Source organism: Thioclava sp. SK-1, from assembly GCF_001705665.1.
In the GTDB taxonomy this organism is placed as follows: domain Bacteria; phylum Pseudomonadota; class Alphaproteobacteria; order Rhodobacterales; family Rhodobacteraceae; genus Thioclava.
Genome location: NZ_MDHA01000043.1, coordinates 1 through 13512, shown reverse-complemented (window position 1 = coordinate 13512; position 13512 = coordinate 1). Strand labels below are relative to the sequence as shown.

The following is a 13512-nucleotide window of genomic DNA, read 5'->3' as shown; positions in this document are numbered from 1 at the left end:
GATGCCGGGCTGAAGCTTTGGCCGGATCGGCTTGGCATGCCAAGCGGTGGTAATATGTTGACGGTGCAATCGGCAGCACCCTGCAGATCGACTCGACACCGTAAACAGCCCTTTGATCGTCGATGAAACCGATCATCGCTTGAGTGGGCGGTCGAGTTCCGCCTGCGCAAAATAAGCTGATGCCTTGCGCAATATCTCATTTGCCTTGAGCAGTTCACGGTTCTCTCGTTCCAGCGTCTTGATGCGATCACGTTCCTCGGTCGTCACGCCATCCCGCATGCCGCTGTCCTTCTCGGCCTGCTTGACCCATCCGCTCAGTTTCTGGGGAATACAGCCGATCTTGGGTGCAATGGCCGCTATCGCGCCCGCTTGCGTTTCATATGAACCTTGATGTTCAAACACCATCCGGACCGCCCGCGCGCGAACTTCTGGCGAGTAGCGATTTGCCATTTTGCTTTTTGTCATAACCATCATCCTTACTTAAGTTGATGGTCTCCGATAAACTCGGGGCGATTCAGAATGCCGTTGTCACGCATGATCCGGGCGACGCGGCGCTGGCCAACTTGAAGACCCAGTTCCTTCAATTCCTGCGTCATGCGCGGACGGCCATAGCTGCCCAAGCTGAGCCGATGTTGTTCGCGGATATATGCCAGAAGGATCATGTCACGACGCTGGCGATGTGAGGGCGGCCTGCGACGCCACGCCCGTAGCCCACGATCTGAAACCTGCATCAGGCGGCACAGATACGCACGTGAGAGATCTTCGCGATACTCCGCAATGAATTGAAATCTCATTGCTTTTGGCTCGCGAAGAAGATTGCCGCCTTTTTTAACACCTCCCTCTCCTCCCGCAGAATACGGTTCTCTTTACGCAAGCGCTCATTCTCGCGGCGCAACTCCGCGTCCTCAGCGGCTGTTGGATCGGTCGAGTAATCCCGCATCCACTTGCCCAAGGTCGAAAAACCAACCCCAAGGTCCGACGCAACCTGTCGCCGTGTCAGGCCGCTGTGCGCCGCGATCCGAACCGCTTCGCGCTTGAAATCTTCACTATGCTTGGGTGCCATATCCAGTCTCCTTCAAAGCGAGCATTGCTCACAGAAAACCGGAACGGAAGTGATACATGTCCAGAGCTTGTTCCGTTCTTCGTCTTTCCCATGACCCAGTATCCTTACTTCTGGGCCTCCGGCAAACAAGGCGCGGTTCAGACCACTTCATCCTGTGTGCGTAGGTATTAATTATTATCATGCGCTTGCGATGAGGACAAACTGCCTGCCTGACAGGCCAACGTTTGCACCTTCGAGTGTATTTTATACCCCAAAGCCCACCGTATAAGACAGCGCGATTTCTATGCCTAATCAAGGGGCACGTCGTAAATCCCGAGTATCCAAAATGCCGTAATATTTCGTCATGATCTTGGCGACCTGCGGGGCCAAAAATCGCACCGGAACCTGCGGAAAAGTCAGTTGGTCAAAGGGTAAATCGCTATCGGCTGCGCCGGTGATTTTGCGCGCCAGCTTATGGGCGAAATAGATCGATCTTGTCACGCCGGAGCCGCAATATCCGCCTATGTGCCAAATCCCGTCAATCTGATTAAGATGCGGCGCGTGATCGGCAGTATAAGCGATTTTGCCAAAGCTGACATGTTCAAAATCGTCCGGCGTCAGGCTGGGGAAAATGCGTCCAACGCGGCGGGCAATATCGTGACGTTGGCGCATAGGCGAGGCATGGCGATCCGTCAATCGCCCGCCGAACATGAACCGTTTTCCGTCCGGTGTCGGGCGCGACCAGATGAACACCCGCCCCGTTTCGCCATGCATTTGCAGCTGCGGTGACATGGCGCGAATATGCTCGGGTGCAAAGGCACGGGTGGTCGCCACAGTTACCCAGATCGGGACGATACGATTGTTCATACTGGGCAGTCTGCGATCCGTATATCCGTTGGTTGCGATCACCACATGGGCGGCATGGATGTCGCCTTTCGGCGTCACGATGCGGTGTCCTGCCGCTTCGGGGTGAATTTGGCGCACGGGGCAATGCGCGCGCAGCACCGCCCCCGCAGCTTGGGCACGTGCGGCGAGCCCTGTCACCAGTTTCTTGGGGTGAAGCCCGCCATCGCGCGGGTAAAATACCCCACCACAATAGGCGTTTGATCCGATATATTGGTGCATGTCAGCGGCGTTGACAGCCGTGTAGGGCAGGCCGACCTGCTGTGCCAGTCGCTCCGCCTCGGCCAATAATGTGGTCAGTTCAGCATCGGTGCGTGCGCCGCGAAAGCGGCCAGTCAGCTGAAAGTCACAGTCCAGATCTTCTTGTGCGACGAAATCTTCAAAGAAGTCCAATGCTTCAATCCCGGCACGCATCAGGGCCTGCGCCGCCTGCGTTCCATAGGCGCGTGTCAGCCCGGCCATGCCAAGCTTATGAAAGCTTGGGCCGACCATGCCGCCGTTGCGCGACGAGCAGCCAAAGCCGATCTTTTCGCCCTCTAATACCACCACGCTGCAACCTTGGCGGGCGAGAAACAGGGCTGTCGCAAGGCCGGAATATCCGCCGCCGATGACGGCGACATCATAGCGCGCGCGAGCGCTTGCGGGGGCAGGGCAAAAATCTGGAGTGTCGAGATCCCAATAGGATGATGTTTTGTCGAACATGCGCAGCGCTTCTCCCGGCCAATGTGGCGCGGTTGCCGGCGTTAAACGGCCCCGCGGTCCTTGCTGGAGTGTTGTGGATCGCGCAGCACAAGTCCAATAGGTTCAGGTCGTTCAAGCATGTGTCAATGTTATGCTGTGGTGTGGCTTTCAATCTGCGCGCCAAGCTCTTGTATCAGTGCCTGCGCGGTGGTGGACAGGCGGGCGCCCAGGGGCTTTATCAATGCTACGTTCATCTTCTCATGCCCAGTCAAGGGTCTTGAAATCCCTCCTGCCATGCGATGATGCGCGGCGGTCCATGGGTCCACGACAGATACGCCGAAACCACGCAGCACAAAGGCGCTGATGACTGTCGCAAGATAAGATCGCAGAACATACCGCGGGCCATGCGGCAATGTAGAAAACCACCGCCCTTGGATCTTCCCGGTTACCGTGGCCTCGTCAAAGCCGATATACGCGATGTCCGAAAGATCATGCAATGACACTTCGGAAAGACCTGCAAAGGCATGATCTGCCGGCGCAATAGCATGATACCCCACCGGATAAGATGCGATCAAATCCACCTCATGCTGATGATGGCTAAGCATATTTATGCCAAGCTCAGCACGGCGCAAAGCGACCTGCCGCACCACGGGTAGGGTGGTGATCTGCACGGTTCCCAGATCCTGAAATGTTATGCGTCGCGATAATTGCGCGATGCTATCGGCCAGCAATGTCGCGGCAAATACCGGCGCGGTTGCGATAGACAGCCCGGTCGTGCCGCCGGCTCGGATCCGTTGGGCGGTTTGGTCCAGATACTCCAATCCGATGAAGCTGCGCTCAACCACCTCCCAGTATTCATGGGCGGCAGGGGTGGGGACCACGCGCGAGCCGTGGCGCGAAAACAGTGAAAACCCAATGCCCGCTTCCAGGTCGCGCACCAATCGGCTGACTGCAGGCTGCGACATGCCAAGGTATTCTGAGGCCGCGGTGACGCTGCCATTGCGCATCACTTCGCGAAAGGCTTCTATCTGACGATGTGTGATCATGCATAACATTTTAACATGCTTGGAGAGCTGTTCGTCAATCGTATAATCCGCTAACTTGGGACGCAGTCGGACATATATGCCGGCGTAAGTTTTTATCGCCTGCCCGGAGTTGTTATGCAGATTGGCCCCCGTATTCCCCGCGTAAGAGCTGCCGGAAAAGATGGCTGGGAGATTGTGTATCGCGCTAGGGCGCTGGTGGCAGCAGGCGTGCCGGTGCTGAACCTGACGGTGGGAGAGCCTGACCGTACAACCGATCCCCGGGTGTTGGAGGCGATGCATGCGGCGGCCCTTTCGGGATTGACCGGATATACTTTCGGCCCCGGCCTTCCCGAGCTTCGCGATGCCATTGCTCAGCGGGTGACGGACCGCACGGGCACGCCAACACGGCGCGAAAATATCATTGTGACGCCAGGCGGGCAGGCCGCGTTATTCGCTGCCCATATGATTTTACTTGGGGCCGACGATGTTGGACTGTATGTCACGCCGCATTATCCAACATACCCGTCGACGATCCTTGCCACGGGGGCTACGCCAGAGGCAATCCCGGCCCAAGCTGCATTGGGGTTTCAGCCGCAGGCAGAAGCGGTTCTTGAGGCGCAATCGCGCACAAACGCGCGCAGTCTGCTGATCAACACGCCCAACAATCCAACGGGTGTAGTATATAGCCACAAGACAATTTCTGACGTGGCGGGCGCGTGCCGCGACGCAGATCTGTGGCTGATTTCCGATGAGGTCTATGACACGCAGGTTTGGGACGGTGCACATCTGTCGCCCCGGTCCCTGCCCGGTATGGCAGAACGCACGGTGGTGATCGGATCTATGTCCAAAAGTCACGCGATGACGGGATCGCGTTTGGGCTGGATCGTCGCCCCAGAGGAGGTGGTGTCCGCGGCCGCGGTCTTGGCCACAAATACCACCTATGGTGTGGTGCCCTACATTCAAAAAGGTGCGCTGGCGGCATTGCAGATGGGGCCGGCACTGGAAGAAGAAATCGCTGCGCCGTTCCGCAGGCGGCGTTTGTTGGCACAGCGCGCGGTGGCGGGCAGCAGCCATGTCCGTATGGCCCCTTCGGCGGGGGCGATGTATGTCATGTTGGACATTCGCGCGACAGGCCTGTCGGGCGAGGTCTTCGCCAGCCGATTGATCGAAGAAGAACATATCGCGGTCATGCCGGGTGAAAGCTTTGGTGCGGCGGCTGCGGGCCATGTGCGCATCGCGCTGACCTTGCCCGACGATCAGCTTGAGGAGGCACTGCGCCGGATCGTGGCCTTTGCCCAAGCCTAGCCCATCCGGGAGGTGGCATTTCTATTCTGAGTAAAATCATTGCATTTTTGCGATGAAATATACATCATCCCCAATGATAGTTTTGATGCTTTCACGGGGGGTGGATGGTGCGGCGACCGACAATTGCAGATCTTGCCAATGCGGCGGGGGTCAGTGTGGCTACCGTTGATCGAGTGCTCAATGGCCGGATGAAAGTCCGCGAAGAAACCGTGCGCAAGGTGCATGATGCGGCGCGTCAGGTCGGGTATCACGGCGCCAATATGATCCGCCAGAGAATGCTTGCCGATCGACCCGAGGTGCGCATTGGGGTCGTGCTGCCAAAGCCGCGTCACGCGTTCTATCAAGATGTGGTCAAAGTGTTCGAAGATTTTGCCCAAGCCAGCGGTGGCCACAGCATCCAGTTGCAATTTAAATTCACGGAAAGCACGGACCCACAGGAGCTTGCGCGGGTATTGACCGGTTTTCGCGGTCGTGTGGATGCGGTGGCCGCGACAGGGATTGATCATCACGAAGTCACCGCCGCTGTAACCGACCTTCGCGATGCAGATATCCCGGTTTTCTCGTTATTGTCGGATTTTGCCCAAGGGGTGCGTGAAAGCTATTTCGGCATGAATAACCTTAAAGTTGGGCGTTTAGCGGCCTGGTCGATTGCAAAAATGGCGGATAAGCCGGGTAAGATCGGGTTGTTCATCGGCAGCTCGCGCTATCATGGGCATGTCCTGCGTGAGACGGGGTTCCGTAGCTATCTGCGCGACGCCGCCCCCGATTTCAGCCTGATTGATACGCAGATCAATCTTGAAACACGCCAGCTTACGCATGAGGCCACGATTGATCTTATGGAGCGCAACCCCGATCTGGTTGGGCTGTATTGTGCGGGTGGCGGTATGGAGGGGGCGATCAGCGCGGTGCGGCAAATGCGCCGCCCGGAGGAGGTTATTTTAATCGTGAATGAGTTCACGCCGGAATCGCGCGCGGCATTGCAAGATGGGTATGTGACCATGGCCATTGGCACCCCGCTGCGACTGCTGGTCGAAGATTTGATGGTGCTGATCTTGATGACGGTGGAGAAGGGCATGGCCGAGACGCCCGGACAAAAATTCCTGCAGCCCCATATCTGGACGCCCGAAACGATTTAGGGTGTTTCTAGAATGAGGTAATTACATCATTTGCGACATCAAAATCTATCATAAATGATGTTTTATTCATTTATTCATGATTGACCCATCACTGGCAATCAGGGAGGTTACACCAGCAGCCAAGGGAAGAGGAGCCCGGGCTGCACATCTGAATTCTCCGACGGCTGGGTCTGCCTTTATTCAGGGGCGTGCCGACATGTGGGCGGGGGCAGATGGTCCGGATATCGCGGTGCCCCCGGACGCCGCATGTGGAGGGAATGACCTATGAACAAGATCCTGCTTTCGACCGCGCTTTCGGCGATGCTTGCAACCACGGCTCAGGCTGAAAATATCGGCGTATCGATGGCCGTGTTTGATGATAACTTCCTAACGGTCCTGCGCAATGGCATGATCGATTACGCCACTGCCCAAGATGGCGTCGAATTGCAGGTGGAAGACGCGCAAAACGATGTCGGCAAGCAGCTGAACCAGATCCAGAATTTCGTGGCATCTGGCGTGGATGCGATCATTGTAAACCCTGTGGATACCGATGCCACAATCGCGATGAGCCTAGCTGCCGCAGATGCCGGAATCCCCTTGGTCTATGTGAACCGCCAGCCGGTAAACATCGACACTTTGCCCGACAACCAGGCTTTTGTTGCGTCGGATGAAAAGGAATCGGGGACGCTGGAAACCCAGGCGATTTGTGCGCAATTGAAATCAATGGGCAAAGGTGATGGGGCCAAGGCCCTTGTCATGATGGGCGAATTGTCGAACCAGGCGGCGCGGGTGCGTACACAGGACATTCACGATGTCATCGCTACCTCAGATTGCAGCTTTATTGAAATCGTCGATCAGCAGACTGCGATGTGGTCGCGCACTATGGGCGCGGATTTGATGAGCAACTGGATCTCTGCCGGGTTGGAATTTGACGCTGTAATTTCGAATAACGATGAAATGGCTATTGGCGCCATTCAGGCGATGAAGACAGCCGGCATGTCGATGGATGATATCGTGATTGGCGGCGTCGATGCCACCGCTGATGCGCTGGCGGCAATGGCGGCGGGCGATCTGGATGTGACTGTATTCCAAAACGCTGCGGGCCAAGGGCAGGGGGCTGTGGATGCGGCACTGAAATTGGCGCGCGGCGAAGCGGTGGACAACAAAGTCTTTGTTCCGTTCGAGCTGGTGACACCAGAAAATCTGTCAGATTACCAAAAGAAGAACTGATCCGCGTTAGCGATCAGTGTCTAACATGCAGGTTCGTGGCGCACGCAGATGACGTGTGCGCCACAAACATGCCGCCCGAAGCCTCGGGTCGGTAAGCGGAGGGTGACATGCTTGATACAGACCAGACACGTCAGCGCACGGCCTATACCGGGGACTTCATTCTTGAGGTCGACAAGGTGCGCAAAGAATTTCCCGGGGTGGTTGCCTTGGATGATGTTCAGCTGCGGCTGCGTCCGGGAACGGTCCATGCGTTGATGGGTGAAAACGGCGCGGGCAAATCGACGCTGATGAAGATCATTGCGGGGGTCTATACGCCTGACCGCGGCGAGGTCCGCTTTGCCGGCAAACCGCTGAACATCAAAACACCGATTGATGCGCTGAACTCTGGTATTGCGATGATTCATCAGGAATTGAACCTGATGAACACGATGACCGTGGCGGAAAACATTTGGATCCGCCGCGAGCCGCGCAATGGCATTGGCCTGGTCGATCACGGGCAAATGGCGCAGATGACGCAGGCGCTGTTCGATGATCTTAACATCGGTCTGGATCCCGCAGATCTGGTCGGTGATCTGACTGTGGCGCAAAAACAGATGGTCGAAATCGCCAAGGCGGTGTCGTATGACTCCGATGTGCTGATCATGGATGAGCCGACCTCGGCGATCACGGAGAGTGAGGTCGAACACCTGTTTGCGATCATCCGTGATCTGCGCAGCAAAGGTGTCGGCATCGTCTATATCACCCATAAAATGAACGAATTATTTGAAATCGCGGATGAGCTGACTGTCTTTCGCGATGGCCAATATATCGACACTGTTAAGGCCACGGATGTGACCCGCGACGACATCATTCAAATGATGGTGGGACGCGAAATCACCGATATGTTTCCTAAAATCGACTGTGACATCGGGGATGTTATCCTTGAAGTCCGCAACCTTACCCTCCCTGGGACTTTCCACGATGTAAGCTTTTGCTTGCGTCGTGGAGAGATCTTGGGATTGGCCGGCCTTGTCGGGTCAGGCCGGTCGAATGTTGCAGAGGCGCTGTTTGGTGTGATCCCGGCTGCCAGTGGCCAGATCGTTATTGACGGTGCGGTGGTTGATATGACCTCGCCTGCGGTGGCGATGCAGCACGGTCTGGCGTTTCTGACCGAAGATCGCAAAGAGACCGGGTGCTTTTTACAGCTGGATTGTTTGGAAAATATCCAGATGGCCTTGTTGACGCGTGAAAAGGTCAACGGCATGGGCTTTGTGCAGCAGGGAGAGGTCACAAAACTGGCCGAAGACTTCGCGGCCAAGCTGCGCGTCAAAACGCCCAATCTGTCAGAGACGGTTGAAAACCTGTCGGGCGGTAATCAGCAAAAGCTGCTGATCGCGCGCTGGTTGCTGACCAATCCAAGGATCTTAATCCTGGATGAGCCGACACGAGGCATCGACGTGGGTGCGAAATCGGAAATTCACCGTCTGATCACGCAGCTTGCGGGGCAGGGGGTTGCCGTTTTGATGATCAGTTCGGAATTGCCAGAGGTTTTGGGCATGTCTGATCGGGTCATGGTGATGCACGAAGGCCATGTCAGCGGGATCTTGGACCGGTCCGAGGCCGATCCCGTGCGGGTCATGGAACTGGCCGCGAAATGATCGGCCGCACAGAAATTGGGGAGGAACGCCGAGATGGCAATGCAAGATACAACCATTGATCCGCCTGTGATGCAGGCACAAAGACGCTTACCACCAGAGGTGAACATCCTATTCGTATTGGTCGGCATCGCGCTGGTTTTTGAAATCCTGGGCTGGATCTTTCAGGGGCAATCTTTTCTGGGCAATATTGGCCGCCTAAAGATCATGATTTTGCAGGTCTCGGTGATCGGGATCATTGCAGTGGGCGTGACGCAGGTGATTATCTCAGGCGGTATTGACCTGTCATCGGGCTCTATTGTTGGTGCCGTGGCCATGGTATCGATGAGCTTCGCACAATCGGCCGATTATGCGCGTGCGGTCTATCCCGCGCTGACCGATCTGCCGGTGATCGTGCCGATCCTTGCAGGCCTGTGCGTTGGGGCGATTGCCGGGTTTATCAACGGCTGGCTGATCGCCTATACTAAGATCCCACCCTTTATTGCGACTTTGGGCATGATGGTTGCCGCACGCGGTTTCGCAAAGTGGTATACTAAGGGGCAGCCGGTTTCTTTCCCTACTGAAAGCTATGTTGCGATGGGTAAAGGGATGATGCCGGTCATTATCTTCCTGGTCGTTGCGGTGGTGTTCCACATCACGATGAAATACACCCGCTATGGCAAGTTCACCTATGCGATCGGGGCAAACCCGCAGGCCGCGCGTGTTTCTGGCATTAATGTCGAACGTCATCTGATCAAGCTTTATGTTGTGGCTGCGACCTTGGCTGCTCTGGCAGGTATGGTTGTGGCAGCCCGTGGACAGACCGCGCAGGCGGGTATGGGCTTGATGTATGAACTTGACGCTATCGCGATGGCAGTGATCGGCGGGACGTCTTTGGCCGGTGGCCGGGGCTCTATCATCGGGACATCCATCGGCATGGTGATCTTTGGTGTGATCTTGTCGGGCTTCACCTTTTTGCGGCTGGACGCCTATTATCAGGAAATGATCAAGGGCGTGATCATCGTCGCAGCCGTCGTGGTCGACACCTATCGGCAGAAAAAACGCGTCAAGAAATCCTGACGCTTTGGCAGCAGGCCTAGGGCCTGCCGCCACCTACTTCCCTTATCTTTTTTCGCAAATGCCAACTGTCGGGCCTGTCATCGGTACCGTCCCGATCCCGGCTTGCCCTAATTGTGGAGTGCTCCATGAAAATTGCACTTGATCCGTTTATGCACCGTGACCTGCCGCTGGAGGCGCTGCCGTCAAAGGTTGCTGAACTTGGCTACGACTGGATCGAACTGTCGCCACGCGCGGATTTTCTTGAATGGTTCAAGGCGCCGCGTGTTTTCCCAGACCGGGTGAAATCGTTCAAAAAAGCCCTGAGCGACGCAAATGTCGGAATCGCGTCTTTGTTGCCGATGTATCGTTGGGCCAGCCCGGACGAGGCAGAGCGCCAAGCCGCTGTGCGCCATTGGAAACGCGCGATTGAGATCTGCGTTGAACTGGGCGTGGACACGATGAATTCCGAATTTGGTCGCGGAACCCATCCCGATAAGGGCGGCTGCTATTGCTGCCATACGGGTAGTCAGATCGAAAGCGCGGAGGATGCGTGGTGGCGCTCAATGGAGGAGCTGGTGCCGATCGTCGAACGCGAAGGCATTAAGCTGCATATTGAACCCCATCCCGAAGATTGGTGTGAAACACTACAGCCTGCGCTGGATATCATCCGCACCGTCAATTCGGACAATGTGAAATTCCTCTATTGTGCGCCCCATACCTATTACTTCGGGGATGACACGAAAGAAATGCTGCGTGCGTCCAAGGATGTGATCGCGCATGTGCACGTGGCAGATACGTTCAATCACAAGGCCTCATCGGGGCTGCGGTATATTCTGAACCCGCCAGGTACACAGGCGCGTATCCACCAACATCTGGACATCGGCCAAGGCGAAGTCCCGTGGGATGATTTCTTCGGCACGTTGGCCGAAATCGGCTTTGACGGGATCATGACCGCCTGCGTGTTCGCATGGGAAGACCGCAAAGATGCCTCCGGGATGTTTATGCGCTCAGAGATCCAGAGCTACGTCGACAAATACTTCAAGTAAGGAAAATCTACATGACCGTAAGAATTGGTGTCATCGGCACAGGCATGATCGGTCGGGATCATACGCGCCGCATTCAGCAGGTCCTTGCAGGGGCTCAGGTCGTCGCGCTCAGCGATTATTCGATCGACGCCGCACGCGCTGTGCAGGCCGATCTGGCGCCGGATGCCACAGTCTATGAAACCGGCGAGGCGCTGATTGGCGCGGCGGATGTGGACGCGGTTCTGGTGTGTTCGACCGGATCAACCCATGAGGCCTATGTGCTGGCGGCGATTGCAGCAGGCAAGCCGTGTTTTTGCGAAAAACCTCTGGCCACCACGGCGCAAGGTGCAAAGAATATCGTGGATGCCGAAGCCGCCCATGGCACGCGCCTTGTGCAGGTTGGCTTCATGCGCCGCTATGATGCCGGATATCGCATGCTTAAACAGGTGGTCGACAGCCAGATCGGCACGCCGCTGATGGTTCATGCGGCGCATCGCAACCCCGCCGTGCCAGAGCAGTATGTGACCCCGATGGCCATTCATGACACGATGATCCATGAAATCGACGTGCTGCGCTGGTTACTTGACGATGATTACGTCTCGGCGCAGGTGGTTTTCCCGCGTGTCAGTTCAAAATCGCATTCGAAGCTGCGTGATCCGCAGATCGTGCTGTTGGAAACTGCCAAAGGCGTGCGCATCGACGTCGAGATTTTCGTCAATTGCACCTATGGCTATGACATTCAATGTCAGGTCGTAGGCGAAGAAGGGCTGGCGAATTTGCCAGAGCCGATGGCGATCACGAAACGCCTTGGCGCAGAGCTGCGCAACGATATCATGACCGATTGGAAGGCGCGTTTCGTCGACAGCTACGATGTCGAACTGGCCGATTTCATTGCCGCAGCCGCTCGTGGCACCGCATCTGGCCCGTCAGCTTGGGATGGCTATGTCGCAGCGATCACCTCGGATGCTTGTGTAACTGCACAAGAATCGGAAGGCCAGATTATCCCGATCACCCTGCCGGCGCGGCCGGCCCTGTATAACTGAGGTGCAGTGATGCGTTTTGCCCTTAATCATATCTGCGCGCCAAAGCTGCCGCTGGGCGAGTTCATGGCAATGTGCTGCCGTCTTGGCATATCCGAAATCGAGATCCGCAATGACATCCCCGATGTCGTCGGAACGATGGATCCGGCACAGGTCAAGCACTTAGCAACAGAGCATGGCGTGACGATCTTGTCGATCAATGCGCTGTATCCATTCAATGTCTGGTCCGGCGATTTGCCGGACCGGGCGATAGCGCTGGCCGATTACGCACAGGCCTGTGGCGCGCAGGCATTGGTGATGTGTCCGCTTAATGATGCTACGCTGGTGTCTCAGGCGGATCTAATCGCGGCGCTCAAGGCGATGAAGCCGATTTTGGATGCGCGCGGCTTGATCGGTCTGGTAGAGCCTTTGGGCTTTCCGGTATCGTCGCTGCGCGCGAAGGCGGTTGCGCTGGACGCGATTGCGCAGTCAGGCGGACAAGAAACCTATCGGCTGCTGCATGATACGTTTCATCATCATCTGGCGTCCGAGACGGGCTATGCTGTGGCGCAAACCGGGATGGTCCATATTTCGGGTGTGACTGATCCCGATGTGGCTGTCGATGACATGTTGGATGCGCATCGGGTCCTGGTGGATGAAGCGGATCGTTTGGAAAATATTGCGCAGCTGCGCGATTTGCTTGCGCAGGGGTATAGCGGCCCGATCTCGCTTGAACCTTTTTCCGATCAAGTTCACGCGCTTGATGATCCAGAAACCGCGCTGGCCACGACGTTGCACTATCTGCGCAGCGCATTGGCGCGCGAAACAGCGTGATCAAGACCAAAGGTGCGGCGGGTCGCTGCCGCATCTTCGGAAGGGCTGCGGTCCTTTTCCTGGGGGATTGGTTGGGGACATGAAAGGGCAAATGTGATGGTTAAGGGACTTGATTTAATTACGATTGGTCGGAGTTCGGTTGATTTATATGGCTCTCAGGTTGGGGGTCGTTTGGAGGACATGGGTTCATTTGAGAAATACATTGGCGGGTCTCCGACGAATATGGCGTGTGGCACTGCGCGTTTGGGGATGCGTTCTGCGCTTATCACGGGTGTTGGCGATGAGCATATGGGTCGTTTTATCCGTGAGGAGCTTTCGCGGCACGGTGTTGATTTGCGTGGTGTCAAGACGGATCGTGATCGTCTTACGGCGCTTGTTTTGCTGGGCATTCGTGACGAAGAGCGTTTTCCGCTGATTTTTTACCGCGAGGATTGCGCGGATATGGGTCTTGGCCCTGAAGATATCAGCGAGGATTTGATTGCGGATACGCGTTCTTTGGTTGTGACGGGGACGCATTTGAGCCATCCGCGCACGGAGGCTGCGGTGCTTTGCGCGTTGGAGCTTGCGCGCAAACACGGTGCGCGCACAGCGTTGGACATTGATTACCGGCCCAATCTTTGGGGTGTTGCGGGTCATGGTGATGGCGAAAGCCGTTTTGTTG

Annotated in this window: 11 protein-coding genes, 2 pseudogenes and 1 other annotated feature; of the genes and pseudogenes, 9 read left to right on the top strand and 4 right to left on the bottom strand. The window is 56.4% G+C overall.

Features of this window, described 5'->3' with window-relative positions:
- The 4 genes and pseudogenes from BFP70_RS10240 to BFP70_RS10220 form a co-directional block, all read right to left on the bottom strand.
- Positions 1-465: pseudogene (locus tag BFP70_RS10240) on the bottom strand (transposase); the annotation flags it as partial.
- Positions 62-178 (bottom strand) — a sequence feature (AL1L pseudoknot). Its footprint overlaps the pseudogene before it by 117 nt.
- A 53-nt stretch (positions 466-518) precedes the next feature.
- A pseudogene (locus BFP70_RS20705) lies at positions 519-1063 on the bottom strand (transposase); the annotation flags it as partial.
- A 291-nt stretch (positions 1064-1354) separates the two neighbouring features.
- On the bottom strand, positions 1355-2647 hold the full coding sequence (locus BFP70_RS10225; protein ID WP_066011484.1) for an FAD-binding oxidoreductase: 1293 nt from the start codon (positions 2645-2647) through the stop codon (positions 1355-1357).
- Between the two features lie 128 nt (positions 2648-2775).
- Positions 2776-3672, bottom strand: a complete 897-nt coding sequence (locus BFP70_RS10220; RefSeq protein WP_066011489.1) for a LysR family transcriptional regulator — start codon at positions 3670-3672, stop codon at positions 2776-2778.
- 114 nt (positions 3673-3786) lie between these two features.
- Here BFP70_RS10220 and BFP70_RS10215 point away from each other — a divergent pair, with 114 nt between their 5' ends.
- The 9 genes from BFP70_RS10215 to BFP70_RS10175 form a co-directional block, all read left to right on the top strand.
- Positions 3787-4956 carry a pyridoxal phosphate-dependent aminotransferase gene (locus BFP70_RS10215; RefSeq protein ID WP_066011483.1) on the top strand — a complete coding sequence of 390 codons (1170 nt, stop codon included), beginning with the start codon at positions 3787-3789 and terminating at the stop codon, positions 4954-4956.
- A 104-nt stretch (positions 4957-5060) separates the two neighbouring features.
- A complete protein-coding gene (locus BFP70_RS10210; protein ID WP_141693165.1) occupies positions 5061-6092 on the top strand; it encodes a LacI family DNA-binding transcriptional regulator in 1032 nt (343 codons plus the stop codon).
- A gap of 264 nt (positions 6093-6356) precedes the next feature.
- Positions 6357-7301 (top strand): sugar ABC transporter substrate-binding protein, encoded by a 945-nt coding sequence (locus tag BFP70_RS10205; RefSeq protein WP_066011482.1) that lies wholly within the window; start codon positions 6357-6359, stop codon positions 7299-7301.
- Positions 7302-7408: 107 nt separating this feature from the next.
- Complete coding sequence (locus BFP70_RS10200) at positions 7409-8938, top strand: sugar ABC transporter ATP-binding protein (RefSeq protein ID WP_066011481.1); 1530 nt, start codon at positions 7409-7411, stop codon at positions 8936-8938.
- A gap of 39 nt (positions 8939-8977) precedes the next feature.
- Positions 8978-9994, top strand: a complete 1017-nt coding sequence (locus tag BFP70_RS10195; RefSeq protein ID WP_083217442.1) for an ABC transporter permease — start codon at positions 8978-8980, stop codon at positions 9992-9994.
- Positions 9995-10119: 125 nt separating this feature from the next.
- Entirely contained in the window at positions 10120-11019 is a 900-nt protein-coding gene (locus BFP70_RS10190) for a sugar phosphate isomerase/epimerase family protein (protein WP_066011479.1), read from the top strand.
- Between the two features lie 11 nt (positions 11020-11030).
- On the top strand, positions 11031-12041 hold the full coding sequence (locus tag BFP70_RS10185; protein WP_066011478.1) for a Gfo/Idh/MocA family protein: 1011 nt from the start codon (positions 11031-11033) through the stop codon (positions 12039-12041).
- A gap of 9 nt (positions 12042-12050) precedes the next feature.
- Positions 12051-12851, top strand: coding sequence for a TIM barrel protein (locus BFP70_RS10180; RefSeq protein WP_066011477.1), 801 nt, complete (start codon positions 12051-12053; stop codon positions 12849-12851).
- Positions 12852-12947: 96 nt separating this feature from the next.
- Positions 12948-13512 (top strand): PfkB family carbohydrate kinase (locus tag BFP70_RS10175; RefSeq protein ID WP_255356666.1); only part of this gene is annotated, 565 nt, incomplete at its 3' end.

Excerpts from the sequence above, each read along its gene's own strand:
- BFP70_RS10225 (WP_066011484.1), bottom strand. The coding sequence starts at position 2,647 with ATGTTCGACAAAACATCATCCTATTGGGATCTCGACACTCCAGATTTT.
- BFP70_RS10220 (WP_066011489.1), bottom strand. The coding sequence starts at position 3,672 with ATGATCACACATCGTCAGATAGAAGCCTTTCGCGAAGTGATGCGCAAT.
- BFP70_RS10215 (WP_066011483.1), top strand. The coding sequence starts at position 3,787 with ATGCAGATTGGCCCCCGTATTCCCCGCGTAAGAGCTGCCGGAAAAGAT.
- BFP70_RS10210 (WP_141693165.1), top strand. The coding sequence starts at position 5,061 with ATGGTGCGGCGACCGACAATTGCAGATCTTGCCAATGCGGCGGGGGTC.
- BFP70_RS10205 (WP_066011482.1), top strand. The coding sequence starts at position 6,357 with ATGAACAAGATCCTGCTTTCGACCGCGCTTTCGGCGATGCTTGCAACC.
- BFP70_RS10200 (WP_066011481.1), top strand. The coding sequence starts at position 7,409 with ATGCTTGATACAGACCAGACACGTCAGCGCACGGCCTATACCGGGGAC.
- BFP70_RS10195 (WP_083217442.1), top strand. The coding sequence starts at position 8,978 with ATGCAAGATACAACCATTGATCCGCCTGTGATGCAGGCACAAAGACGC.
- BFP70_RS10190 (WP_066011479.1), top strand. The coding sequence starts at position 10,120 with ATGAAAATTGCACTTGATCCGTTTATGCACCGTGACCTGCCGCTGGAG.
- BFP70_RS10185 (WP_066011478.1), top strand. The coding sequence starts at position 11,031 with ATGACCGTAAGAATTGGTGTCATCGGCACAGGCATGATCGGTCGGGAT.
- BFP70_RS10180 (WP_066011477.1), top strand. The coding sequence starts at position 12,051 with ATGCGTTTTGCCCTTAATCATATCTGCGCGCCAAAGCTGCCGCTGGGC.